This window comes from Micromonospora citrea (genome assembly GCF_049629545.1).
GTDB lineage: Bacteria > Actinomycetota > Actinomycetes > Mycobacteriales > Micromonosporaceae > Micromonospora > Micromonospora citrea_A.
On sequence record NZ_JBNADX010000040.1, the window covers coordinates 1 to 24280 of the forward strand.

Consider the following 24280-nt stretch of genomic DNA (forward strand, 5'->3'; position numbering starts at 1 on the left):
GGGGTGTTACCGGGGGGTCGGGGACGGTTACTCTGGGCGGACCGTCGGGATCGACGGTCGTCGGCTGGGGGAGGCCGCGATGCGCCGTGCGATGAGGAGCGTGGCCGCCGCGTTGGTCGCGGGGGTCCTGCTCGTCGGGTGCGCGGGCACGGGTGGGCTCGACGGCGACCTCACCGACGACTGGGCGGCCCTGGCCGCGCCCGGGGCGTTCACGCCCGAGGCCGGCGTCTGCCAGGCCGGCGACTTCACCGACACCGTGTCCCTGGCGTCCTACGCGCCGGTGGACTGCGCGGTGGCGCACCGGGTCGAGACGGTGCACGTGGGCGCGTTCCCCGCAGGCCGGGCCGAGCCGCCGGCCACCGGCTCGCCGGAGCTGCGCGGCGCCTTCGCCGAGTGCGACACGAAGGCCACCGGGTACGTCGGCGACGAGTGGCGGGCCGGCCGGCTGCGGCTGGCCGTGGCGCTGCCCACCGGGCCCGGCTGGACGGCCGGCTCCCGCTGGTTCCGGTGCGACCTGAGCGAACTGGACACGGTCGAGGCCGCCGCGAAGGTGGTGGCCCGCACCGGCAGTCTGCGGGACGCCCTCAAGGGCCCCTCGCCGCTGCGGCTGGGCTGCCAGCGGACGACGGAGGGGGCCGGGCGGGTGCGCACCCTCACCCCGGTGGAGTGCGGCGTACCGCACGACGCCGAGTTCGTCGGCGTGTGGGCCGCGCCGGACCGGCCGTACCCGACGAAGGACGCCGAGTGGGCCCCGCTCTACGCCGGCTGCCGCACCGTCCTCGGCCGGTACGTCGGGGTGCCCGACGACGCGAACCTGCGCTTCCGCAGCGGCGTGGTGGTACGCCCGCCCGGGGCGGGGCGCTGGCGGGTCGGTGACCGGGGCGTGCGCTGCTACCTCTGGCTCAGCGACCGTACGGTGACCGCCTCGCTCAAGGGCGCCGGCCCCGCCGGCCTGCCCGTCCGCACCAGGTAGCGGACGTCGTAGCCCAAACCACTCGTCGTGCCCCCGCCGCCCGGGACGAGAGGGCTTCGGGTTGACTGTGTCCATGGACCTTCCGACCGTCGACCTGCCGGCCCTGCCCCGCCTGCTGGCGGCTCCCGCGCCCGGCTGGGTGGAGACCACCGACGTGATCGTGGTCGGCTCCGGGGTCGCCGGTCTCACCGCCGCGCTGCACCTGCGGGAGGCGGGCCTGCACGTCACGGTGGTCACCAAGGTCGACATCGACGAGGGGTCGACCCGCTGGGCGCAGGGCGGCATCGCCGCCGTGCTCGACCCGGCGGACACCCCGGCCGCGCACGCCTCGGACACCGAGATCGCCGGCGTGGGGCTCTGCGATCCGGACGCGGTCCGGGTGCTGGTGGAGGAGGGGCCGACCCGGCTGCGGGAGCTGATGCGCATCGGCGCCGAGTTCGACCGCAACCCGGACGGCTCGCTGATGCTCACCCGCGAGGGCGGGCACCGGGCCGACCGGATCGTGCACGCCGGCGGCGACGCGACCGGCGCCGAGGTGCAGCGGGCGCTGCATGCCGCCGTCCGCCGCGACCCGTGGATCCGCCTGTTCGAGCACGCCCTGGTGCTGGACCTGCTGCGCGCCCCCGGCGACGGCCCGGACGGCCTCGGCCCCGCCTGCGGCATCACCCTGCACGTGCTCGGCGAGGGCAGCGAGGACGGCGTCGGGGCGATCCTGGCCCGGGCGGTGGTCCTCGCCACCGGCGGCATGGGCCAGGTCTTCTCGGCGACCACCAACCCGGCGGTCTCCACCGGCGACGGGGTGGCCCTGGCCATGCGGGCCGGCGCAGCGGTCACCGACGTGGAGTTCGTGCAGTTCCACCCGACCGCGCTGATCGTGCCGGAGCACGCCCGGGTCCCCGGCGCGGGCCTGGCCCAGCAGCCGCTGGTCTCCGAGGCGCTGCGCGGCGAGGGCGCGCACCTGGTCGACGGTGACGGCAAGCGGTTCATGGTCGGCCAGCACGAGCTGGCGGAGCTGGCGCCCCGGGACGTGGTCGCCAAGGGCATCCACCGGGTGCTGCTGGCCACCGGGGCAGACCACGTCTGGCTGGACGCCCGCCACCTCGGCGGGAACTACCTCGCCGGGCGCTTCCCGACCATCGTCGCCTCCTGCCTGGCCATCGGCGTCGACCCGGCCAGAGACCTGATCCCGGTCGCCCCCGCCGCCCACTACGCCTCGGGTGGCGTCCGCACCGACCTGCGCGGCCGCACCTCCATCCCCGGCCTGTACGCCTGCGGCGAGGTCGCCTGCACCGGCGTGCACGGGGCGAACCGGCTGGCCAGCAACTCGCTGCTGGAGGGGCTGGTCTTCTCCCGCCGGATCGCCGAGGACATCGCCGCCGGACTGCCCGAGCAGGCCAGACCGGCGGAGACCGGCGCCTGGGTCGGTGGTGCGGGCGCGGTGGTCCCGGCCGAGGGCACCTCGTCCCTGCAACGGGCGATGACCCGGGGCGCGGGCGTGCTCCGCTCGGCGCGGACCCTCACCGAGACGGCCACCACGCTGACCGTGCTGGGTCAGGCGCGGGGCACCCCGCGTACCGCCGACTGGGAGGCGACGAACCTGATCACCGTGGCGTCGACGCTGGTCGCGGCCGCGTACGCCCGCCAGGAGACCCGGGGTTGCCACTGGCGGGAGGACTTCCCGACGGCCGACGAGCGGTGGCAGGGCCACCTGGTCGGCGGGATCGTGGCGCAGGGCAGATTGACGTCCCGGTGGCAGGAGTCACGGTGAGCGCGAGGAGTGAGCCGGTCCTGCGAGCCCCGCAGTCGGGGAACGGAGGAGTCACGGTGAGCGCGAGGAGTGAGCCGGTCCTGCGAGCCCCGCAGTCGCGAACGGAGGAGTCACGGTGAGGGAGTCGACACAGCAGGCGCTGACGGCGGGCGGCCTGGACCCGGAGCGGGTGCGGCGGGTGATCGTCGACGCGCTCACCGAGGACCTGGGCGCGGACTTCCTCGACGTCACCAGCGTCGCCACCATCCCGGACGCGCAGACCGACACCGCCGACCTGGTCGCCCGGGCCCCCGGCGTGGTGGCCGGGCTGGCCGTGGCCGCCGCCGTGTTCGAGCTGGTCGGTGAGGTCACCGGCGCGGACCGTACCGTCGAGGTGTCGCTGGTGGCCCACGACGGGCAGCGGGTGGCGCGCGGCGACGTGCTGGCCACGGTGACCGGCCCGACCCGGCTGCTGCTCACCGCCGAGCGCACGGCGCTCAACCTGCTCTGCCGGATGTCCGGGGTGGCCACCCACACCCGGGCCTGGGCGGACGCCCTGGCCGGGACGAAGGCGCTGGTGTTGGACACCCGTAAGACGACCCCGGGCCTGCGCGCCCTGGAGAAGTACGCGGTGCGCGCCGGCGGCGGCACCAACAAGCGGATGGGCCTGCACGACGTCGCCATGATCAAGGACAACCACAAGCTCGCCGCGGGCGGGGTGGCGGCGGCCTACCGGCGGGTCCGGGAGACCTTCCCCGACGTGCCGGTGCAGGTGGAGGTGGACACGGTCGCCGAGGCGGTCGAGGCGGTCGAGGCCGGCGCGGACTTCCTGCTGCTGGACAACATGTCCCCGGAGACGCTGCGCGAGGTGGTGGCGAAGGTCGGTGACCGCGCCGAGTTGGAGGCGACCGGTGGGCTGACCCTGGAGGTGGCCGCCGAGTACGCCGCCACCGGCGTGGACTTCCTGTCGGTGGGTGCGCTCACCCACTCCTCGCCGATCCTGGACGTCGCGCTGGACCTGCGGGAGGAGTGAGCGGGTCGGGTCGCGGCGTCTAGGCTGCGTGCGTGCTGCTCTGCATCGACATCGGAAACACCAACACCGTGCTGGCGACCTTCGACGGCGACAAGCTGGTGCACTCCTGGCGGATCAAGACCGACGCCCGGTCCACGGCGGACGAGCTGGGTCTGATGTTCCGGGGGCTGCTCGCCGGTGACGCGGTGGAGATCACCGGGGTGGCCGCCTGCTCGACGGTGCCGGCCGCGTTGCGCTCACTGCGGACCATGCTGGCCCGCTACTACGCCGACCTGCCGAGCGTGGTCGTCGAGCCCGGGGTGCGCACCGGGGTGCAGCTCGCGATCGACAACCCCAAGGAGGTCGGCTCGGACCGGGTGGTCAACACCCTGGCCGCGTACACCCTCTACGGCGGCCCGTCGATCGTGGTGGACTTCGGCACCACCACCAACTTCGACGTGATCAGCGGGCGGGGCGAGTTCCTGGGCGGCGCGTTCGCCCCGGGCATCGAGATCTCCTTCGACGCGCTCGCCGCCCGGGCCGCGCAGCTGCGCAAGGTGGAGGCGACCAAGCCCCGCTCGGTGATCGGCAAGAACACCGTGGAGTGCCTCCAGGCCGGCCTCTACTTCGGCTTCGCCGGCCAGGTGGACCGGATCGTCGAGCGGATGATCGACGAGATGGGCGAGGTGAAGGCGGTCATCGCCACCGGCGGCCTGGCCTCGCTGGTGATCAACGAGTGCCGCACCATCACCCACCACGAGCCGATGATCACCCTGATCGGCCTGCGGATGGTCTACGAGCGCAACACCTGACCGGTCGCCGCCGGGGTCGCCGCGCCGCGCCGGGCTCAGCGCCGCCGGGCGCGGAACACCAGCGGCCGGTACGGCAGCTCGACCGTCTCCCGCCCGGCCAGGGCCCACCGCGGCGCCACCTCCGGACAGCGGGGCCGGAACCGGTCGTACTCGGCCGCCGCCACGCCGAAGGAGAGTGCGTGAGTGGGGTCGGTCATGGGCGGCAGGTTATCCCGTAACGGCCACCGGGGCCCTTGAGTACGCTCATGGGCTGACCCGCCGAAATCCCGAGGCTTGAGGAAGCGTGCCGTGACCGAGCAGAACGCCGTGCCAGTGGACCCCGCCGACGACCTTCCCGAGCAGATGAAGGTCCGCCGGGAGAAGCGGGACCGGATGCTCGCCGAGGGCGTCGAGCCGTACCCGGTCGGATACCCCCGGACCAGCACCCTCGCGGAGATCCGCGAGAAGTACGCCGAGTTGCCCACCGACACCGCCACCGGTGACCAGGTCTCGGTCACCGGCCGGGTGATCTTCGTACGGAACACCGGCAAGCTCTGCTTCGCCACCCTCCGGGACGGGGACGGCACCGAGCTGCAGGCCATGCTCTCGCTGGACCGGGTCGGCGCCGAGCGGCTGGAGGACTGGAAGCGCCTGGTCGACCTCGGCGACCACGTCGGGGTCACCGGTGAGGTGATCACCAGCCGCCGGGGCGAGTTGTCGGTGCTGGCGCAGGAGTGGGCGGTCACCGCCAAGGCGCTGCGTCCGCTGCCGGTGGCGCACAAGCCGCTCAGCGAGGAGGCCCGGGTCCGCCAGCGCTACGTGGACCTGGTGGTGCGCCCGCAGGCCCGGCAGATGGTGCGTACCCGGGCGGCGGCGGTCCGCAGCCTGCGGGACTCGTTGCACGGTGCGGGATTCATCGAGGTCGAAACCCCGATGCTCCAGTTGCTGCACGGCGGCGCGGCGGCCCGCCCATTCGTGACCCACAGCAATGCACTCGACACCGATCTGTATCTGCGAATCGCGCCGGAACTGTTTCTCAAGCGGGCGGTCGTCGGCGGCGTCGACCGGGTCTTCGAGATCAACCGCAACTTCCGCAATGAGGGCATCGACTCCTCGCACTCCCCGGAGTTCGCGATGCTGGAGGCGTACCAGGCGTACGGCGACTACGACACGATGGCCGAGTTGACCCGTAATCTCGTGCAGCGGGCGGCGGTCGCGGTGAGCGGTTCGACCGTGGTGACGCACGCCGACGGCCGCGAGTTCGACCTGGGCGGCGAGTGGCGCTCGGTGACCCTGTTCGGGGTGCTCTCCGAGGCGCTCGGCGAGGAGGTCACGGTCCGCACCGAGCGGTCCCGCCTGGTGGAGTACGCCGACAAGGCCGGCGTCTCCGTCGACCCGAAGTGGGGGCCGGGCAAGCTGGCCGAGGAGCTGTTCGAGGACCTGGTCGTGCCGGGGTTGCAGGCGCCCACCTTCGTCCGCGACTACCCGGAGGAGACCAGCCCGCTGACCCGGGCGCACCGCAGCGAGCCGGGCCTGGCCGAGAAGTGGGACCTCTACGTGCTCGGGTTCGAGCTGGGCACGGCGTACTCGGAGCTGGTCGACCCGGTGGTGCAGCGGGATCGGCTGGTCGCGCAGGCGCAGCTCGCGGCCCGGGGTGACGACGAGGCCATGCGGCTCGACGAGGACTTTCTGCGGGCCATGGAGTACGGAATGCCACCGGCCGGCGGTATGGGAATGGGAATCGACCGGCTTCTGATGGCGCTGACCGGCCTGGGAATTCGGGAAACCATCCTGTTCCCGTTGGTTCGCCCTGAGTGACGCCGGACCATCTCCGGCTCGTTACCGCATCCTGTTGACGGCGCAAGCGTCGCCCGGGTTATCGTGTTTGTATTGCAGGAGCGCCCTGCTCGAAAGGAATGTGGGACGTGGCCAAGCAGATCATTCACAAGCTGGTCGATGACCTGGACGGCGGGGACGCGGACGAGACCGTCAAGTTCGCCCTCGACGGCGTTCAGTACGAGATCGACCTGTCGAACTCGAACGCCGAGAAATTGCGCGACACATTCGCGCCCTACGTGGCGGCGGGCACCCGGGTCGGTCGGGGCGGCGTGGTGGTCGGCGGCCGGGCCGCGCGGGGCCGGGGTGGCGCCACCGCCGACCGTGAGCAGAACAAGGCGATCCGGGCCTGGGCCAAGAAGGCGGGCAAGGAGATCTCCGACCGCGGTCGTATCCCGCAGGAGATCGTCGACGAGTACCACTCCAAGGCCGGCCACTGAGCCGACCGCGGAGGTGACCCGACGCCGGCCCGGAGCACGTCTCCGGGCCGGCGTCGCCGTGTCCGGCGCCGGTGCCGCCCTCCCCGCGCCGGCCGGGGCAGCCCCGGTCCGGCTCGTCCCCGGCGGGAAGAACCCCGCCGGGGGCGGCGTTGTCCACAGGCGGTGGAGATTCCGTCCACAGCCTGTGGACGAGCCATCGGGCCCCTGGGGAGCCTTCCGCACCCGGGGTGAATTTCGCTCTGCGCGTACAGGTCGGGGTGCCGGAACACCTCCTGAGCGCGGAGGGTTGGTCAAAACGACGTCTGAACGGCTCGTCACGGGGGCACACGACCTCAGCGGAGCCCGTCGGCGGCGATAGAGTAATGAGGCAAGGACGCCCGTCCCGGACGTCCGCGCACCGGCCCCGCCAAGATCTCGCACATCAAGGCGCACGGCACGTGAGGAGCACGAGGGCATGTTCGAGCGGTTCACCGACCGAGCGCGACGGGTTGTCGTCCTGGCCCAAGAAGAGGCCCGGATGCTCAACCACAACTACATCGGTACGGAGCACATCCTGCTGGGCCTGATCCACGAGGGTGAGGGTGTCGCGGCAAAGGCCCTGGAGAGCCTCGGCATCTCCCTCGAGGGCGTCCGTCAGCAGGTCGAGGAGATCATCGGCCAGGGCCAGCAGGCGCCGAGCGGGCACATCCCGTTCACGCCGCGGGCCAAGAAGGTACTGGAGCTGTCGCTGCGTGAGGCGCTGCAGCTCGGCCACAACTACATCGGCACGGAGCACATCCTGCTCGGGCTGATCCGTGAGGGCGAGGGCGTCGCCGCCCAGGTGCTGGTCAAGCTCGGCGCCGACCTCAACCGGGTCCGCCAGCAGGTGATCCAGCTGCTCTCCGGCTACCAGGGCAAGGAGCCGGCCGCCGCCGGCGCCGCGCCGGGCGAGGCCGCGCCGTCGACCAGCCTCGTGCTGGACCAGTTCGGCCGCAACCTGACCCAGGCCGCCCGCGAGGGCAAGCTCGACCCGGTCATCGGGCGCGAGAAGGAAATCGAGCGGGTCATGCAGGTGCTCTCCCGCCGTACCAAGAACAACCCGGTCCTCATCGGTGAGCCCGGTGTCGGCAAGACCGCCGTGGTCGAGGGGCTGTCCCAGAAGATCATCAAGGGCGAGGTGCCCGAGACGCTCAAGGACAAGCAGCTCTACACGCTGGACCTCGGCGCCCTGGTGGCCGGTTCCCGCTACCGCGGTGACTTCGAGGAGCGCCTGAAGAAGGTGCTCAAGGAGATCCGCACCCGCGGCGACATCATCCTCTTCATCGACGAGATCCACACCCTGGTGGGCGCGGGCGCGGCCGAGGGCGCGATCGACGCGGCGAGCATCCTCAAGCCGATGCTGGCCCGTGGCGAGCTGCAGACCATCGGCGCCACCACGCTCGACGAGTACCGCAAGCACCTGGAGAAGGACGCCGCGCTGGAGCGCCGGTTCCAGCCGATCCAGGTGGGTGAGCCGTCGCTGGCCCACACCATCGAGATCCTCAAGGGCCTGCGCGACCGGTACGAGGCGCACCACCGCGTCTCGATCACGGACGCCGCGCTCGTGGCTGCCGCAACCCTGGCCGACCGGTACATCTCCGACCGCTTCCTGCCGGACAAGGCGATCGACCTGATCGACGAGGCCGGCGCCCGGATGCGGATCCGTCGGATGACCGCGCCGCCGGACCTGCGCGACTTCGACGAGCGCATCGCCCAGGTGCGTCGCGACAAGGAGTCCGCGATCGACGCGCAGGACTTCGAGCGCGCCGCCCAGCTGCGCGACAAGGAGAAGCAGCTCCTCGGCCAGAAGGCGCAGCGGGAGAAGGAGTGGAAGGCCGGTGACCTGGACGTCGTCAGCGAGGTCGACGACGAGCAGATCGCCGAGGTGCTCGGCAACTGGACCGGCATCCCGGTCTACAAGCTGACCGAGGAGGAGACCTCGCGCCTGCTGCGCATGGAGGACGAGCTGCACAAGCGCGTCATCGGCCAGGAGGACGCGGTCAAGGCGGTCTCGAAGGCGATCCGGCGTACCCGGGCCGGCCTGAAGGACCCGAAGCGTCCGTCCGGCTCGTTCATCTTCGCCGGCCCGTCCGGCGTGGGTAAGACCGAGCTGTCCAAGGCGCTGGCCGAGTTCCTGTTCGGCAGCGAGGACGCCCTCATCCAGCTCGACATGTCCGAGTTCCACGACCGCTACACGGTCTCCCGGCTGGTGGGTGCCCCTCCCGGCTACGTCGGCTACGACGAGGGTGGCCAGCTGACCGAGAAGGTGCGGCGTCGGCCGTTCTCGGTGGTCCTCTTCGACGAGATCGAGAAGGCCCACCCGGACGTGTTCAACACGCTGCTCCAGATCCTGGAGGACGGCCGGCTCACCGACGGTCAGGGTCGGATCGTGGACTTCAAGAACACGGTCATCATCCTGACCACCAACCTCGGTACCCGGGACGTCGCCAAGGCGGTCTCGCTGGGCTTCCAGGCCTCCGAGGACTCCGAGTCGAACTACGACCGGATGAAGCAGAAGGTCAACGACGAGCTCAAGCAGCACTTCCGGCCCGAGTTCCTCAACCGGATCGACGACACCATCGTCTTCCACCAGCTGCGTCAGGGCGAGATCCTCTCGATCGTGGACATCATGACCGCGCGGATCGAGTCCCAGCTGCGCAACAAGGACATGGGCCTGGAGCTGACCGACAACGCCAAGAAGTACCTGGCGAAGAAGGGCTTCGACCCGGTGCTGGGTGCCCGGCCGCTGCGCCGGACCATCCAGCGCGACATCGAGGACAACCTCTCCGAGCGGATCCTCTTCAACGAGCTGACCCCGGGTCAGATCGTGGTGGTGGACTGCGAGGGCGACCCGGAGGACATCGACAAGTCCAAGCTGGTCTTCCGTGGCGCGGAGCGTCCGGTGGACGTGCCGGACGCGGTCCCCGCCGACCTCGGTGGCACCGCCGCCGCGGGCGCGGACGAGTAGGGACGACAGCACGAGGGCGACGGCCCGGTGGCGGATGCCACCGGGCCGTCGCCCTGTCCGCGTCCGGAGTGGGTCAGCCGACGGGCTGGGCGGCGGGACCGTCGCCGATCAGCCGGAACGACTCCTCGCCGACCGGCTCGACCAGGCCGTCCTTGACCAGACCGGCCAGCGCCCGGGCCCGCTGCACGTCGTCGTGCCACACCTGGTCCAGCCGCTGGTGGCCGACCGGGCCGGTGGCCTCCCGCAGGACCCCGAGCAGCAGCCCACGGACCTGGCGGTCGGTGCCGGCGTACCGCTGGGGTCGTCGGGTGGGGCCGGCGGGGGCCTCCTGCCCGGACGCCCGCCAGGCGCAGACCGCCTCGACGGGGCAGGCCGCGCAGCGTGGCGTGCGGGCCGTGCAGACCACCGCGCCGAGTTCCATGAACGCGGCGCTGGCGAGCGCGGCGGCGGCCGGCTCGGCCGGCAGCAGTTCCTCGCAGGCGACCAGGTCGGACGGCCGGGTGGCCGGACCGGCGTCCGGCTCGCCGGCCACCGCCCGGGAGATCACCCGACGCACGTTGGTGTCCACCACCGGGTGCCGCTGCCCGTACGCGAACGCGGCGACCGCCCGCGCCGTGTACGTGCCGACGCCGGGCAGCGCCAGCAACTGCTCCAGTCGCTCCGGCACCGCACCGCCGTGCCGGTCCACGATCGCCACTGCGCAGTCGCGCAGCCGTACCGCCCGGCGGGGGTAGCCGAGCCGTCCCCACATCCGGATCGCCTCGGCGGGCGTGTCGGCGGCGAGGGCGGCCGGCGTCGGCCAGCGTTGCAGCCAGGCGTGCCAGGCGGGGAGCACCCGGACCACCGGGGTCTGCTGGAGCATGACCTCGCTGACCAGGATCGCCCACGCGCCGACGTCGGGCCCGCGCCAGGGCAGGTCGCGGGCGTTCTGCTCGTACCACCGGCTGACCAGGGTGGCGAAGGTCGGTTCAGTCATCGCGCCGACGATGATGTCACGCGATGCGTTCCCGCAGGATGGGCGGGCCGGGCGGGGCGATTCGGGGGCCGGGGGTGGATCGGGCAGAATGCCCGGATGAACGAGCTCGCGATCACCGTCATCGGCCGGGACCGGCCCGGCATCGTGGCCGACGTCGCCGAGGTGCTCGCCCGGCTCGGCGCGAACCTCACCGACTCCACCATGACCCGCCTGCGGGGTCACTTCGCGATGACCCTGATCTGCGTCGGTCCGGCGGCCGCCGAGGTGGAGGCCGCCCTGGCCCCGCTCGCCGCCGACGGCCAACTGCTGGCGACCGTACGCGCGGTCAGCCCCGACGGCGAGACGGCGCCGGCCGGTGAGCCGCACGTGATGGCGGTGCACGGCGCGGACCGGATGGGCATCGTGGCGGCGATGACCCGGGTGCTCGCCGAGGCCGGCGGCAACGTCACCGACCTGAGCACCCGGCTCACCGGGTCGCTCTACGTGGTGGTGGCCGAGGTGGACCTGCCGCCGGGCATCGCCGACGCGCTGGCCCGCCGACTCGCCGCCACCGCCGCCGACCTGGGCGTCGAGGTTACGCTGCGTCCCGCCGACCCGGACCTGCTGTGAGCGAGGAGTACGCCGGCCTGGGCGGCTGGACCCCGGACGTGCTGGCCCTGCCGGGCCAGGTGCGTGCGGTGGTCGCCGCCCCGAACCCGGTGCTGAGCCGTCCCGGCGGGGAGGTCGACCCGACCGCCGAGGAGACCGTCCGGCTCGCCGCCGACCTGATCGCCACCATGCGTGTCTCGCCGGGCTGCGTCGGGCTCGCCGCCCCGCAGGTCGGGGTGGGCGCGCAGGTCTTCGCGGTCGACATCACCGGGCATCCGAAGGCGGTCACCGTGCACGGCACCTTCGCGCTCTGCAACGCCCGGGTGGTGGAGGCCAGCCGATGGAAGGCGGGCCGGGAGGGCTGCATGTCGGTGCCCGACCTGACCGGGGACGTGAAGCGGGCCAGCCGCCTGGTGGTGGAGGGGGAGCTGCCGGGCACCGGCAAGTCCGTCCGGCTGGCCACCGACGGTTTCGAGGCGCGTGCGTTGCAACATGAGATCGACCACTGCGCCGGTCTGCTCTTCCTCGACCGGGTGGCCGGCGCGCACGCCGTCTACCAGCGCAAGGTCTACCTGTGACGGACGCGGCTCCGTCGTGAGTGGATGGTCGATCGGGTGAGGCGGTCGGTGTCCGGCGCGTCGCGGCGGCGCTGCACGCGGTGCGCCGCTACGGTGGGGGCATCATGCGTCTGACGGTCGGTCCCCTGCCATCCGCCGTGTACTGGCGGCGTCGTGCCGTCGTACTCGGAGCCGGGCTCCTCTTCCTGATTGTCGTGCTCTACTCGTGCAACGGGGCGGACGACACGGCGAAGACACCCGGCGCGAAGTCCACCCCGTCCGCTCCCGCCGTGGAGCCGTCGGCCTCGGACGCGCCACCCGACCCGGACTCCGCCTCGCCGTCGGCCGGGCCGGACGGTCCGGGCCCGTCGGGCGGTCCGCCCGCCGGCTCGGGTACGTCCGCCGCGCCGCCGCCCGCCGATCCGCCGGTCGCCCCGGTCGGGGGAAGTGGCAGCGACGCCGGCGCCTGCACCGACGCCGAGATCACCGTGACCGCGGTGGCGTTGCCGTCGGTCGTCCCGCCGGGCAACCTGGTCGACCTGCAACTGCGGGTGAAGAACAAGTCCCAACGCACCTGCAGCCGGGACGTGGGCGCCGACCTCCAGGAGCTGTTCATCAAGTCCGGCGCGGAGCGGGTCTGGTCATCGGACACCTGCGGCACCGGCAAGGGCTCCGACGTGCAGTCGTTCACCCCGGGCTTCGAACGTCTCTACCAGCTCACCTGGAACGGCCGGGACGCCAGCAAGTGCGCCGACGGGGTGGCGGCCGGGCCGACGCCGCCGCCGGGGGCGTACCAGGTCTTCGCCCGGGTGGGCGGCAAGCTCAGCGAGCCGGTGAAGCTCACCATCGCCGCCAACTGACCGGCAGCGGTCAGACGTACCGCTCCAGGATGGACGCCTCGGCCAGCCGGGACAGCCCCTCGCGTACGCCCCGGGCCCGGGCGTCGCCGACACCCTCGACGGCCTGGAGGTCCTCGACGGTCGCGCCGAGCAGCCGCTGGAGGCTGCCGAAGTGCACGACCAGCCGGTCGACGATCGCCACCGGCAGGCGCGGCACCTTGGCGAGCAGCCGGAAGCCGCGCGGGCTGACCGCCGCCTCGAGCGCGTCGGAGGCGGCCGGGTAGCCGATCGCCTTGGCCACCGCCACCAGGTCGATCAGCTCGGTGGCGCCGAGCAGGTCCAGCTCGACCAGCGCCTCGTCCAGGGTGCGCGACTTGCGGCCGGTGGGGAGGTAGTCCCGGATGACCAGGGTGCGGTCGGCGTCCACGCCGGCCATCAGCTCGTCGAGCTGCAGGGCGAGCAGCCGGCCGTCGGTGCCCAGCTCCACCACGTACCCGGCGATCTCGTCGGCGATCCGGCGCACCATCTCCAGCCGCTGCACCACCGCGACCGCGTCCCGTACGGTGACCAGGTCCTCGATCTCCAACGCGGAGAGGGTGCCGGAGACCTCGTCGAGTCGCAGCTTGTAGCGCTCCAGCGTGGCCAGGGCCTGGTTGGCCCGGGACAGGATCGCCGCCGAGTCGTCCAGCACGTGCCGTTGGCCGTTGACGTACAGGCTGATGATCCGCATCGACTGGCTGACCGAGATGACCGGGTAGCCGGTCTGCCGGGCCACCCGCTCCGCGGTGCGGTGCCGGGTGCCGGACTCCTCGGTCGGGATCGACGGGTCGGGCATCAGGTGCACCGCCGCGCGGACGATCCGGGTGCCGTCGCTGGAGAGCACCACGGCGCCGTCCATCTTGCACAGCTCACGGACCCGGGTGGCGGAGAACTCGACGTCCAGCGGGAAGCCGCCGGTGCAGATCTGCTCGACGACCTTGTCGTAACCGAGCACGATCAGCGCGCCGGTGCGGCCGCGCAGGATGCGCTCCAGCCCGTCCCGCAGCGCCGTGCCGGGCGCCATCAGGGCGAGGTTGGCGCGCAACGGGTCACCGGCGCTCCCGGCGCCCCCGGTCACGCTCACGCTGATCGCGCGGGCGGGCGAGCCCACGGCACCGGTGCGGGCGTGGGGTGTCGCGCCGGCAGGCTTGGTGGTGTCGCGGTCGATCGGCACGCGCACAGTCTACGGACTGCCGTGCGGTGGGTGCTGTCGTGGTTACTGTGATGTGTCACGGCGTCGGCCCTCGCCACCCTGCCGGACGTGGCGGGCGTTGTCCGGTATGGCCGCGCCGTCCCGGGGCGGTCGCCACCGTGGGTCACGCCGCGGATGCGCGGGCGGCAGTCTGGAGCGCCGCCCGCACGTCCGTGACCTCGGTCACCTGCATGTTCTCCGGGGCGACGCCGGTGCTGCCGGGGCCGCAGCCGGGCGGCACGAGCGCCACCCGGAAGCCGAGCCGGGCCGCCTCGGCCAGCCGCCGGGGCACCGCCCCCACCCGCCGCACCTCGCCGGTCAGGCCGACCTCGCCGATCGCCACCAGGTGCGGGGCGAGGGCGAGGTTGAGCCCGCCCGAGGCGACGGCCAGCGCGACGGCGAGGTCGGCCGCCGGCTCCACCACCCGGATGCCGCCGACGGTGGCCGCGAACACCTCCCGGTCGTGCAGGGTGAGGCGCTCGGTGCGGCGCTGGAGCACGGCCAGCACCATGGCCAGCCGGGCGCCGTCCAGGCCGGAGACCGTACGCCTCGGCGACCCGGCGACCGTGGCGCCGATCAGTGCCTGCACCTCGGTGACCAACGCCCGTCGCCCCTCCATCGCCACCGTCACGCAGGTGCCCGGCACCGGCTCGGAGTAGCGGGTCAGGAAGAGCCCGGACGGGTCGGCGAGGCTGCTGATGCCCCCCTCGTGCATCTCGAAGCAGCCGACCTCGTCGGCGGCCCCGAAGCGGTTCTTGACGCCCCGGACCATCCGCAGCGAGGAGTGCTTGTCACCCTCGAAGTGGAGCACCACGTCGACCAGGTGCTCCAGCACCCGGGGGCCGGCGACCTGGCCGTCCTTGGTGACGTGACCGACCAGCACGGTGGCGATGCCACGCTCCTTGGCGACCGCGACCAGGGCGGCGGTGACCGCCCGGACCTGGGTGACCCCGCCGGGCACCCCCTCGGTGCCGGTGGTGGAGATGGTCTGCACCGAGTCGAGCACCAGCAGGCCCGGCTTGACCGCGTCGAGGTGGCCGAGCACGGCGCTCAGGTCGCTCTCGGCGGCCAGGTAGAGCTGGTCGTGCAGGGTGCCCATCCGCTCGGCGCGCAGCCGGACCTGGCTGACCGACTCCTCGCCGCTGACCACGAGCGAGGGGCTGCCGGCGCCGACCGCCCACTGCTGGGCCACGTCGAGCAGGAGGGTGGACTTGCCGACCCCGGGCTCACCGGCGAGCAGCACCACCGCGCCCGGGACCAGGCCGCCGCCGAGCACCCGGTCCAGCTCGCCGACCCCGGTGGGGCGGGCCCGGGCCGGGGCGGCGCTGATGGTGGCGATCGGGCGGGCCGGCTCGGCGGGCATCCGGGAGCTGACCACCTTGCCGGAGACCAGCGGGCCGGTGACGGTGCACTCGACCACCGAGCCCCACTCGCCGCACTCCGGGCAGCGCCCCACCCACTTGGGTGGCTGGTGGCCGCAGGCGTCGCACTCGTAGGCCGGGCGGGGCTCGCGGGCGGACCGGCCGCGGGACGCGCCCGCCGCGCCGCCGCGCGCCGATGTCGATCGGGAGGTGGTCACCCGAGGACGCTAACCCCCTCCTGTGACGAAAACACCGCCGGCGTGGTGGTCACCACGCCGACGGTGTCGTCGACAGTTCGTCCGGGGCTCAGCCGTGGCTGCCCTCGGTGCCGCCCTCGGTGCCGTGGCCGTCTTCCTTACCGAGGTCACCCTCACGGTGGATGATCGGCGACGGCGCGGCGGCCGGGGTCAGCGGGACGCCGACCGGGGCCGGGGTGCTGATGGTCCTGCCGTTGCCGAAGTCGAAGGTCAGGTTGACCTGCTGGCCGGCGAGCAGGTTCTCGTTGAGACCGATGAGCTGGAGGTGGCGGCCGCCCGCGACGGTGAGCTGCACGTAGCTCAGCGCCGGGATCTCGATCCGGGCCGGCTCACCGGCCGGCGCGGACGGGCTCGGCGAGGCGGTCTCCGACGGGCTGGCCGAGGGCGACCCGCTCGCGGACGGCGAGGCGCTCTCCGAGGGGCTCTCCGACGGCGACGCGGTGGCGGACGGGCTCGGCGAGCCGGTCGCGCCGGTGAGCACGATCTCCCGCGCGCTGTCGGTGGTGACGGTCACCGTCACCGGGTCGCGGGTGTCGTTGTAGATCACCGTGTTGACCCCGGCGTTCCCGCCGGTCTTGTAGCCCTCGCCGCCCGGGTACTCGACGTAGAGGCCCCGCACCTTGTAGGCGTTGTCGGGAGTCTGGACGTTGACGCCCTGGATCGACGGCTCCTTGTTCGCCGTCTCGGCCACCTGGCCGGCGCCGCATCCCGTGACCAGCAGAGCGGTCGCCGCCGCCATGCCGGACAGCAGCAGGGCCGCCCGCCGGGAACCCCTGATCGAGCGCGTCACGTCGGTCCTCCTCGTCACGATCCCCACCCGGCCGTTCCCCGGGCGCGGGGTGGTCATACCCGCGCAGACCGCGCTCCAGGGTAGTTGGGCCTGATCGACGGTCGCACGCCGACCCGGTACTGCCACCTGGTGGGGTGCCGGTCACACCACCCGACCGCTCACCACCAGCAGCACCACGTCGATCAGGGCCACCACCATCACCGCCCGGAAGGCGACCACCGGACGGCCGCCGGTCCGGGTGGCGCCGCGTCCGCCGTACCAGCCGAGGGGTGGCACCACGGCGGCGGCCGCGACCGCCGACAGCCCCAGCCAGGACGGCGACCCGGGCGGGCCGGCGACCAGGGCGACGGTGGCGGCGAGCAGCAGCCCGGCGGCGGCGACCCGGCTGCCGGCCGGACCGAGCCGGTGCGGCAGCCCCCGCACCCCGGTGCGGGCGTCGTCGGCGAAGTCGGGCAGCACGTTGGCGAAGTGCGCCCCGGCGCCGAGCAGTGCGGCGGCGACGACCAGCCAGACCGGCGGGGCCGGGGCCCCGGGCAGCGCCAGCACCACGAAGGCGGGCAGCGCCCCGAAGGAGACCGCGTAGGGCAGCACCGAGACCGGGCTGGACTTCAGCGGCCAGTCGTAGAGCAGCGCCGAGAGCAGGCCGACGGTGGCCCAGAGCGCCGCCGTCGGGTTGGTGGTCAGCGCCAGCAGCGGGGTGGCGGTCGCGGCCACCGCGGCGGCCACGGTCACCGTCCGGCGGCGCACCGCCCCGGCGGCGACCGGTTTGTCGGTACGCCCCACCGCGGCGTCCCGCCCGGCGTCCAGCGCGTCGTTGGTCCAGCCGACGGCGAGCTGGCTGGCCAGCACGGTGCCGACGACGGCGGCGACGCCCGGCCAGGAGTGGCCCACCCCCTGCGCGAGCAGCCCGGCGACCGCGGTGACCGCGACCGTCGGCTCCGGGTGGCTCGCTCTGACCAGCCCTAACACCGTCGACGACATAAGGGAAGTCTGGTCGTTACCGGGGAGTCGTGCCACGCTCGGTCCATGCGGAACGGTCCGATTCCACCTCCGCCCCGCGTCCTCCCCCGCAACGACACCCGCCAGTACGACGACCTGGCCGGTGAGTGGTGGCGACCGGACGGCGCGTTCGCCATGCTGCACTGGCTCGCCCGGGCGCGGGCGGCCCTGGTGCCGCCGGCCGGGCGTCCCGGCGCGCTCCTGGTCGACCTCGGCTGCGGCGCCGGGCTGATGGCCCCGCACCTGGCCGGCAAGGGTTACCGGCACGTCGGCGTCGACCTCACCCGGTCCGCCCTGGACCAGGCCGCCGACCACGGGGTGACCGTGCTCGTCGGCGACGCCACCGCCGTGCCGCTGGCCGACGGCTGTGCCGACGTGGTGGCCGCCGGTGAGGTGCTGGAGCACGTGCCGGACTGGCGGCGCGCGGTCGCCGAGGCGTGCCGGCTGCTGCGCCCGGGCGGGCTGCTGGTGCTGGACACCCTCAACGACACCGCGCTGGCCCGCCTGGTGGCGGTGGAGATCGGGGAGCGGCTGCCGACGGTGCCCCGGGGCATCCACGATCCACGGTTGTTCGTGGACGCCCGCGAGCTGGTCGTCGAGGCCGCGCGGCACGGCGTCCACCTGCGGGTACGGGGGATCCGGCCCGGGCTGCGCGGCACCGCGGCCTGGCTGCTGCGGCGGCTGCGCGGCGGTCCGCCGCGGACGGTCGGCCGGGAGCCCCGGATGAAGCCGACCCGGTCCACGGCGGTGCTGTACCAGGGGCGTGGCGTCCGGCACGGATGAACCGACCCGGGCGAGGGTAGTGGGGACGCCGAGAGGGGAGCGACATGACGGTGCACGCGCTGGAGGCTGCCCGCCGGTTGGCGCCCCGGTTCGCCGCGCGGGCCGCCCGGCACGACCGGGACGGCTCGTTCCCGGTCGACGACTTCGCCGACCTGCGCGAGGCCGGGCTGTTCGGCCTGATGGTCCCCCGTGAGCTGGGTGGCCTGGGCGCGACCTTCGCCGAGTACACGGCGGTCGCGACGGAGCTGGCCCGGGGCAACGGCGCCACCGCGCTGGTGTTCAACATGCACGCCTCGGTCACCGGCGCGCTGGGCGCGGTCACCGAGGAGGTGGCCGAGGCGCTGGGCGTACCGGAGGAGGCGCTGGCTGCCCGGGACCGCCTGCTCCGCGCGGCCGCCGAGGGCTCCTGGTACGCGGTGGCGATGAGCGAACGCGGCGCGGGCGCCCGGCTGTCCCGGCTCAGCACCGTCTACGAGCCGGTCGACGGCGGGTGGCGCCTCAAGGGCGCGAAGACGTTCTGCTCCGGGGCCGGGCACGCCGACGGCTACCTGGTGGCCGCCCGCAGCGCCGCCGACCAGTCGACCGTCTCGCAGTTCCTGGTCCCGGCCGGCGAGGGGCTGACCGTCGAGCCGACCTGGGACTCGCTCGGCATGCGCGCCACCTCCTCGCACGACCTGCACCTGGACGTCACCGTCCCGGCCGACCGGTTGCTCGGTGGCGTGGAGGGGCTGGCCCTGGTGGTCGCCCAGCTGATGCCGCACTGGCTGGTGGCCAGCTACGCCGCCGTCTACGTCGGGGTCGCCCGCGCGGCGGTCGACGCCGCCGTCGAGCACCTGAACGCGCGCAGCCTCGCCGGCCTGCCGGCGGTGCGGGGGCGGCTGGGTCGGGCCGACGCCGCGGTGGCGGCGGCCGGCCTGGTGGTGGCCGAGGCGGCCCGCCGGGTCGACGACGCCCCGGGGGACGCCGAGACGAACCGCTGGGTGTGGCGGGCCAAGCTGCTCGCCGGCACGACCGCGGCCGACGTGGCCGCCTCGGTGCTGGAGGCGGCGGGCACCTCGGCGACCCGGCGGGGTCATCCCCTGGAGCGGCTGTACCGGGACGCCCGGTGCGGCTCGCTGCACCCGGCCACCTCGGACGTCTGCGCGGACTGGCTGGGCGTGGCGGTGTCGGGCGGCGACCCGGACCGGGACGGATCGGCTCCTCGTTGGTAGGGCGGGCAGGCAGGACCGGACGAGAGGTGGGGGACATGGCCGTGCCAGTGATCGCGGGTCTCGGTACGGCGCAACCGCCGGCCGCCGCGCAGGACGAACTCTGGGAGGGCTTCTTCTCCCGGCACTTCTCGGGCGCCACCCGGGCGTTGGCCGAGCGGATCTTCGCCAACTCGGGGGTGTCCCGTCGGCAGGCGGCGGTCAACCCGCTGCTGGAGGACGTCTCGGACTGGCCGACCGAGCGCCGGATGCGGCGCTACCAGGTCGAGGCGCTGCCGCTGGGCAAGGAGGCGGTGGGCCGGGCGTTGACCGCCGCCGGCCTGGACGCCGGGGACGTCGGTCTCTTCGTCGTCTGCTCCTGCACCGGGTACGCCACCCCGGGGCTGGACATCCTGCTCGCCCGGGACCTCGGCATGGCCCCGGACACGCAGCGGATGTTCGTCGGCCACATGGGCTGTTACGCGGCCCTGCCGGGGCTGGGCGCGGCGAGCGACTTCGTCACCGCGCGGGGGCGGCCGGCGCTGCTGCTCTGCGCCGAGCTGACCAGCCTGCACATCCAGCCGGCCACGGCCAGGATGGACACCCAGCAGATCGTCTCGCACGCGCTCTTCTCCGACGCGGCGGTCGCCGCCGTGATCGTGCCGGGGGCGGCGGGCGGGTACCGGGTACGTGAGGTCACCTCGGTCACCGACACCTCCACCGCCGACCACATGACCTGGGACGTCACCGACACCGGTTTCCGGATGGGTCTGTCGCCGAAGGTGCCGCAGGTGCTCTCCACCCACGTCCGGGGCCTGGTCGACGACCTGCTGGCCCGGCACGGCACGAGCGTCGCCGAGGTGGACGGCTGGGCGGTCCATCCGGGCGGTCCGCGCATCCTCAACGTGGTGGAGCGTGAGCTGGCCCTGCCGCCGGAGGGGCTGGCCGCCTCGCGGGCCGTCCTGGACGAGCACGGGAACTGCTCGTCCCCGACGGTGCTGCTGATCCTGGACCGGCTGCTGCGCGGTGAGGCGCCGCCGCGACGGATCGTGATGCTCGCCTTCGGCCCGGGCCTCACCCTCTACGCCGCCCTGCTCGAACGCGCCTGACCCACCCGCCCGGGGCGGTCAGGCGGCGAGGCGGGTCAGGTCGGCGCGGTAGTCGTCGGCGGTGTCCAGGGCGGGCAGCACGCGTACCACCGTGCCGGTCCGGTCGACCAGCAGTGCGACGGCCGTGTCGGGGCGGGGTGCGAGGCGCAGCGCGTCGCGCAGGCCACCGGCCGGGTCGGCGAGGGCGGTGACCCGGCCGCCGGCGGCCGGGGTGGGGGCGACCGTACGGCCGCCGGTGACCGTGACGACGGAGACGCCCTCGGGTGCCGCGCCGGCCGCTGCGGCGACCTGCGCGGCGCAGACGCAGGCGTCCACCAGGATGATCATCGCGGGGAGCAGGCCGCGCAGCGGCACCGGCGACTCGTCGACGTCGACGAGGTCGAGCGCCGGCAGCGGCCGGCCGGTCAGCACGGGCGGCTCGGACGACGACGGGTAGGGCAGCACGGTGGGCCGGTCCGGGCTCCGGGGCGACCGGGGCCACGTCACGGCCGCCAGGCCGGCGACGGTGGTGAGGAGCGCGACCAGCAGGATCACCGCCGGCAGGTGGAGCGGGGAGCGCCGGGCCGGCCGGAGCCGGCGGGTGGCGGTGGACCGGCGGCGCAGCTCGCGGCGGAGCTGGGCCGCCTCGTGGGCGAGCGCGGAGGCGTCGTCCGGCACGACCACCCGACCCCACTCCGGCGGCAGGTCGGGCAGTCCTTCGGGTGGGCCGTGGCCCTCTGCGTCAGGCATGCCCATCGGACCCCCAGGGAAGCGGCTCGCGAGCGGACGGCGGTACGCCTCCAGCGTCCCGCACCGGCCCTCCTCCCGCCAGACCTGGGCGCGTGAGCCGGGACCGGGATACCATGGGAGATGCGCACGGCCTTGGAAATCCACGCTCCGATCACCCGTACCGGGTTGTCATCCGTCAGTCACGGAGCGTGTTCGAACCATCGGTTTGACCGCCTGTCAAGCTGAAGAAAGACCTCTCACAGGCCCCCTGAGCTGCGCCAACGGTCAGGACAGCGGTGGGACATCGGTGCCTGAGCGTGTTACCCTAGACACAGCGAAAGGGGTTTCGAACCTATGGTTTTCAGTGTCGGCGAGACCGTTGTTTACCCCCACCACGGGGCCGCACTCATCGAGGCAATCGAGACTCGGGTCATCAAGGGCGAGCCTAAGCAGTACCTCGTCCTGAGGGTCGCGCAGGGTGACCTGACGGTCCGGGTGCCCGCCGAGAACGCCGAGATCGTGGGTGTGCGCGAGGTGGTCGGCGAAGAGGGCCTCGGCAAGGTCTTCGACGTGCTCCGTGCACCGCACACCGAGGAGCCGACCAACTGGTCGCGGCGTTACAAGGCGAATCTGGAGAAGCTGGCCTCCGGCAACCCGCTGAAGGTCGCCGAGGTCGTCCGCGACCTGTGGCGTCGGGAGCGGGAGCGGGGCCTGTCCGCGGGTGAGAAGCGCATGCTCGCCAAGGCCCGCGACATTCTCGTCGGCGAGGTCGCGCTGGCCGAGAAGAGCACCAAGGACGAGGCGGAGACGCTGCTCGACAAGGTGCTGACCGAAGCCTGATTCCACGGCATCGTCGTACCCACCCCGCAGCGAAGAAATCCGAGGACCGCGACGTGACCGCGCAGCTCAATCCGCGCGGTGACGTCGCGGTCCTCGTTCCTGCGGCCGGTGCCGGGGTACGCCTCGGTCCGGGCGCCCCCAAGGCGCTCCGCCTGCTCGGCGGCGAACCGCTGCTGGTGCACGCCGTACGCCGGATCGCGGCGGCGCCGTCGGTGCACACCATCGTGGTGGCCGCCCCGGCGGCCGAGGTGGACGCCGTACGGGAGCTGCTGGCCCCGGTGGCGCCGGTCGTCGTGGTGCCGGGCGGTGCCCAGCGGCAGGCGTCCGTGGCGGCCGCCCTGGCCGTCGTCCCGCCGGGGCCGCAGATCGTGCTGGTGCACGACGCGGCCCGGGCGCTCACCCCGCCGGAACTGGTCGAGTCGGTGGCCGCGGCGGTCCGCGCTGGCGACGACGCGGTGATCCCGGTGCTCCCCGTGGTCGACACGATCAAGGAGGTCGGGGCCGACGAGGTCGTCCTCGGCACGGTCGACCGCTCCGCGCTGCGCGCGGTGCAGACCCCGCAGGGGTTCCGCCGGGCGGTGCTGACCGCCGCGCACGCCGCCGCCGGTGACCCGCTCACCGACGACGCCGGCCTGGTCGAGAAGCGGGGGGTGCCGGTCCGGTGCGTCCCCGGCTCGGAGTACGCGCTCAAGGTCACCCGCCCGTTCGACCTGGCGCTCGCCGAGCACCTGCTGGCCACCGGCCGTTGACGCGTACCCTCGGGCCATGATCGTTCCTCGGGTCGCCGTCGGCACCGACATCCACGCCTTCTCCACCGGCCGGCCCTGCTGGCTGGCCGGGCTGCACTGGCCGGGCGAGGACGGCCTGGCCGGTCACTCCGATGCCGACGTGGTGGCCCACGCGGCCTGCAACGCGCTGCTCTCCGCCGCCGGTCTCGGCGACCTGGGCGCCAACTTCGGCGTCGACCAGCCGGAGTGGGCCGGCGCCTCCGGGGTGGCCCTGCTGACCGAGTCGGCCCGTCGGGTCCGGGCGGCCGGCTTCGCCATCGGCAACGTGTCGGTCCAGGTGGTCGGCAACCGCCCGAAGATCGGGCCGCGTCGTGAGGAGGCGCAGCGGGTGCTCTCCGAGGCGGTCGGTGCGCCGGTCACCGTCACCGCCGCCACCAGCGACGGGCTCGGCTTCACCGGGCGCGGCGAGGGGCTGGCCGGCATCGCGGTCGCCCTGGTGTACGACGCCCCGGCGACCCGGGCGCTGCCGTGACCGGTGACGACGACGCGGACGGCCCGTTCCACCGCGCGCAACTCCTCGCCGAGCTGGGCCGGCACGACGAGGCCGTCGAGGAGCTGACCTCCGGCCCCGCCCCGGGTGACGTGGCCGTGCTGACCCTGCTGGCCCGGGTGCACCTGGCGGCGGGGCGTCCCGCCGAGGCGCTCGCCGTCGCCGACTCCGCCTCGGCCGCCGCGCCGGACGCGGTCGCACCCCTGGTGGCGCGCGCCTTCGCCCTCACCGACCTGGAGCGGTACGCCGAGGCGGCGGTCACCGCCGACCGGATCCTCGCCGTCGGGCCGGCCGACCCGTACGCCCAGCGGGCCGCCGCCGGGATCCTGGCCGAGGCGCGCAACGGGCAGCCGGCGCTGCACGCGGCGTGGCGCGGGGTGGAGTTGGCGCTCGACGAGCCGCAGGCGCACCTGGTGCTGGCGCTGGTCGCGGCCCGGCTGCACCTGTTCGACCTCGCCGAGCGCGCCTACCGGGAGGCGCTGCGGCTCGACCCGGGGCTGGCCGAGGCCGGGCGGGACCCGGGTGTGATCCGGTTGGAGCGGCGGCGTTGGGCCGAGGCGCTGGAACGGGTCTCCGAGCTGGACACGGTGGAACCGACGCGGGCGGCGGCGCTGCCCGTGGAGGAGGGCGTCCGGCGGCTGGTCCTGGCCGGCGGGGCCTGGACGGTGGTCGGCAGCCTCCTGGTCGCCCTGGCCGGCGGGCTGTCCCGGGTCGCCGCGGTGCTGGTGGCCGGCGCGGTCGGGCTGGCCCTCTGGCGGTTCGCCGCGCGGGTGCCCGGGCTGCGCCGGGAGGTCCTGCCGGAGCTGCGCCGCACCGACCGCCCGATGGTGCTGGCGGTCCAGGCGGTGCTGGCGGGGCCGCTGCTGATCCTGCTGCACGCCCTGGTCGGCACGCCGTGGCCGCTGGTCGCCGCGATCGCCGTGGTCACCGCCGCCGGCCTGACCGTGCTCACCCGCATGTTCCGCTGACGCCCCCCGCCCCGGCCCGACGAC

Annotated in this window: 24 protein-coding genes; 17 read left to right on the top strand and 7 right to left on the bottom strand. The window is 74.0% G+C overall.

Translation table 11 applies throughout. The features are described from left to right. Positions 1–79 precede the first annotated feature (79 nt). The 4 genes from ACPFP2_RS28185 (at position 80) to ACPFP2_RS28200 (ending at position 4544) form a co-directional block, all read left to right on the top strand. Positions 80–973, top strand: coding sequence for a septum formation family protein (locus ACPFP2_RS28185; RefSeq protein ID WP_424093017.1), 894 nt, complete (start codon positions 80–82; stop codon positions 971–973). Positions 974–1046: 73 nt separating this feature from the next. Beyond that, positions 1047–2741 carry an L-aspartate oxidase gene (locus tag ACPFP2_RS28190; RefSeq protein WP_424093019.1) on the top strand — a complete coding sequence of 565 codons (1695 nt, stop codon included), beginning with the start codon at positions 1047–1049 and terminating at the stop codon, positions 2739–2741. 115 nt (positions 2742–2856) lie between these two features. After that, the gene (nadC, locus tag ACPFP2_RS28195) at positions 2857–3753 is read left to right on the top strand and encodes a carboxylating nicotinate-nucleotide diphosphorylase (RefSeq protein WP_424093021.1); all 897 of its coding nucleotides are present in this window, start codon (positions 2857–2859) and stop codon (positions 3751–3753) included. A gap of 32 nt (positions 3754–3785) precedes the next feature. Further along, positions 3786–4544, top strand: coding sequence for a type III pantothenate kinase (locus tag ACPFP2_RS28200; protein ID WP_091297551.1), 759 nt, complete (start codon positions 3786–3788; stop codon positions 4542–4544). Positions 4545–4579: 35 nt separating this feature from the next. On the opposite strand, the gene ACPFP2_RS28205 is transcribed toward ACPFP2_RS28200, so the two are convergent. Beyond that, a complete protein-coding gene (locus tag ACPFP2_RS28205; RefSeq protein ID WP_424093023.1) occupies positions 4580–4741 on the bottom strand; it encodes a hypothetical protein in 162 nt (53 codons plus the stop codon). Between the two features lie 91 nt (positions 4742–4832). On the opposite strand from ACPFP2_RS28205, the gene lysS reads away from it, so the two are divergent. From lysS to ACPFP2_RS28220, 3 genes are all read left to right on the top strand, one after another. Beyond that, on the top strand, positions 4833–6341 hold the full coding sequence (gene lysS, locus ACPFP2_RS28210; RefSeq protein WP_424093025.1) for a lysine--tRNA ligase: 1509 nt from the start codon (positions 4833–4835) through the stop codon (positions 6339–6341). A 107-nt stretch (positions 6342–6448) separates the two neighbouring features. Further along, complete coding sequence (locus tag ACPFP2_RS28215) at positions 6449–6799, top strand: histone-like nucleoid-structuring protein Lsr2 (protein ID WP_424093027.1); 351 nt, start codon at positions 6449–6451, stop codon at positions 6797–6799. A 454-nt stretch (positions 6800–7253) separates the two neighbouring features. Next, a complete protein-coding gene (locus tag ACPFP2_RS28220; RefSeq protein ID WP_424093029.1) occupies positions 7254–9785 on the top strand; it encodes an ATP-dependent Clp protease ATP-binding subunit in 2532 nt (843 codons plus the stop codon). Between the two features lie 73 nt (positions 9786–9858). On the opposite strand, the gene ACPFP2_RS28225 is transcribed toward ACPFP2_RS28220, so the two are convergent. Further along, on the bottom strand, positions 9859–10761 hold the full coding sequence (locus tag ACPFP2_RS28225) for an A/G-specific adenine glycosylase (RefSeq protein ID WP_424093031.1): 903 nt from the start codon (positions 10759–10761) through the stop codon (positions 9859–9861). Between the two features lie 96 nt (positions 10762–10857). Between ACPFP2_RS28225 and ACPFP2_RS28230 the strand changes: the two genes are divergently transcribed. From ACPFP2_RS28230 to ACPFP2_RS28240, 3 genes are all read left to right on the top strand, one after another. Beyond that, positions 10858–11370 (top strand): glycine cleavage system protein R, encoded by a 513-nt coding sequence (locus ACPFP2_RS28230; RefSeq protein WP_424093032.1) that lies wholly within the window; start codon positions 10858–10860, stop codon positions 11368–11370. Then, a complete protein-coding gene (locus tag ACPFP2_RS28235; RefSeq protein WP_424093033.1) occupies positions 11367–11927 on the top strand; it encodes a peptide deformylase in 561 nt (186 codons plus the stop codon). Before ACPFP2_RS28230 ends, ACPFP2_RS28235 begins: the two co-directional genes overlap by 4 nt. A gap of 104 nt (positions 11928–12031) precedes the next feature. Then, positions 12032–12766 (top strand): hypothetical protein, encoded by a 735-nt coding sequence (locus ACPFP2_RS28240; RefSeq protein ID WP_424093035.1) that lies wholly within the window; start codon positions 12032–12034, stop codon positions 12764–12766. 10 nt (positions 12767–12776) lie between these two features. Here ACPFP2_RS28240 and disA read toward each other — a convergent pair whose 3' ends face one another. The 4 genes from disA to ACPFP2_RS28260 all read right to left on the bottom strand — a co-directional run bounded on the left by disA (position 12777) and on the right by ACPFP2_RS28260 (position 17365). Next, the gene (gene disA, locus ACPFP2_RS28245; RefSeq protein WP_424093037.1) at positions 12777–13958 is read right to left on the bottom strand and encodes a DNA integrity scanning diadenylate cyclase DisA; all 1182 of its coding nucleotides are present in this window, start codon (positions 13956–13958) and stop codon (positions 12777–12779) included. Between the two features lie 142 nt (positions 13959–14100). Next, positions 14101–15555: a DNA repair protein RadA gene (gene radA / locus ACPFP2_RS28250; protein WP_424093039.1), complete on the bottom strand. Its 1455-nt coding sequence runs from the start codon at positions 15553–15555 to the stop codon at positions 14101–14103. Between the two features lie 88 nt (positions 15556–15643). Beyond that, entirely contained in the window at positions 15644–16384 is a 741-nt protein-coding gene (locus ACPFP2_RS28255; RefSeq protein WP_424093041.1) for a hypothetical protein, read from the bottom strand. A 141-nt stretch (positions 16385–16525) separates the two neighbouring features. Continuing rightward, positions 16526–17365 (bottom strand): UbiA family prenyltransferase, encoded by an 840-nt coding sequence (locus ACPFP2_RS28260; protein ID WP_424093043.1) that lies wholly within the window; start codon positions 17363–17365, stop codon positions 16526–16528. Between the two features lie 45 nt (positions 17366–17410). On the opposite strand from ACPFP2_RS28260, the gene ACPFP2_RS28265 reads away from it, so the two are divergent. Genes ACPFP2_RS28265 through ACPFP2_RS28275 form a run of 3 tightly spaced genes read left to right on the top strand, consistent with a single transcriptional unit; the run spans position 17411 to position 20462 of the window. Next, entirely contained in the window at positions 17411–18166 is a 756-nt protein-coding gene (locus tag ACPFP2_RS28265) for a class I SAM-dependent methyltransferase (RefSeq protein ID WP_424093045.1), read from the top strand. Between the two features lie 44 nt (positions 18167–18210). Then, the gene (locus ACPFP2_RS28270) at positions 18211–19377 is read left to right on the top strand and encodes an acyl-CoA dehydrogenase family protein (RefSeq protein ID WP_424093047.1); all 1167 of its coding nucleotides are present in this window, start codon (positions 18211–18213) and stop codon (positions 19375–19377) included. Positions 19378–19412: 35 nt separating this feature from the next. Then, the gene (locus ACPFP2_RS28275; protein ID WP_424093049.1) at positions 19413–20462 is read left to right on the top strand and encodes a type III polyketide synthase; all 1050 of its coding nucleotides are present in this window, start codon (positions 19413–19415) and stop codon (positions 20460–20462) included. Between the two features lie 18 nt (positions 20463–20480). Here ACPFP2_RS28275 and ACPFP2_RS28280 read toward each other — a convergent pair whose 3' ends face one another. Further along, on the bottom strand, positions 20481–21197 hold the full coding sequence (locus ACPFP2_RS28280; protein WP_424093050.1) for a hypothetical protein: 717 nt from the start codon (positions 21195–21197) through the stop codon (positions 20481–20483). A gap of 327 nt (positions 21198–21524) precedes the next feature. Between ACPFP2_RS28280 and ACPFP2_RS28285 the strand changes: the two genes are divergently transcribed. Genes ACPFP2_RS28285 through ACPFP2_RS28300 form a run of 4 tightly spaced genes read left to right on the top strand, consistent with a single transcriptional unit; the run spans position 21525 to position 24256 of the window. Next, on the top strand, positions 21525–22010 hold the full coding sequence (locus tag ACPFP2_RS28285) for a CarD family transcriptional regulator (RefSeq protein WP_007073334.1): 486 nt from the start codon (positions 21525–21527) through the stop codon (positions 22008–22010). A gap of 53 nt (positions 22011–22063) precedes the next feature. Further along, on the top strand, positions 22064–22759 hold the full coding sequence (gene ispD, locus ACPFP2_RS28290) for a 2-C-methyl-D-erythritol 4-phosphate cytidylyltransferase (RefSeq protein ID WP_424093053.1): 696 nt from the start codon (positions 22064–22066) through the stop codon (positions 22757–22759). A gap of 16 nt (positions 22760–22775) precedes the next feature. Continuing rightward, entirely contained in the window at positions 22776–23270 is a 495-nt protein-coding gene (gene ispF / locus ACPFP2_RS28295) for a 2-C-methyl-D-erythritol 2,4-cyclodiphosphate synthase (RefSeq protein WP_424093055.1), read from the top strand. Next, positions 23267–24256: a tetratricopeptide repeat protein gene (locus tag ACPFP2_RS28300; RefSeq protein ID WP_424093057.1), complete on the top strand. Its 990-nt coding sequence runs from the start codon at positions 23267–23269 to the stop codon at positions 24254–24256. The genes ispF and ACPFP2_RS28300 overlap by 4 nt, the downstream gene beginning before the upstream one ends. Positions 24257–24280 lie beyond the last annotated feature (24 nt).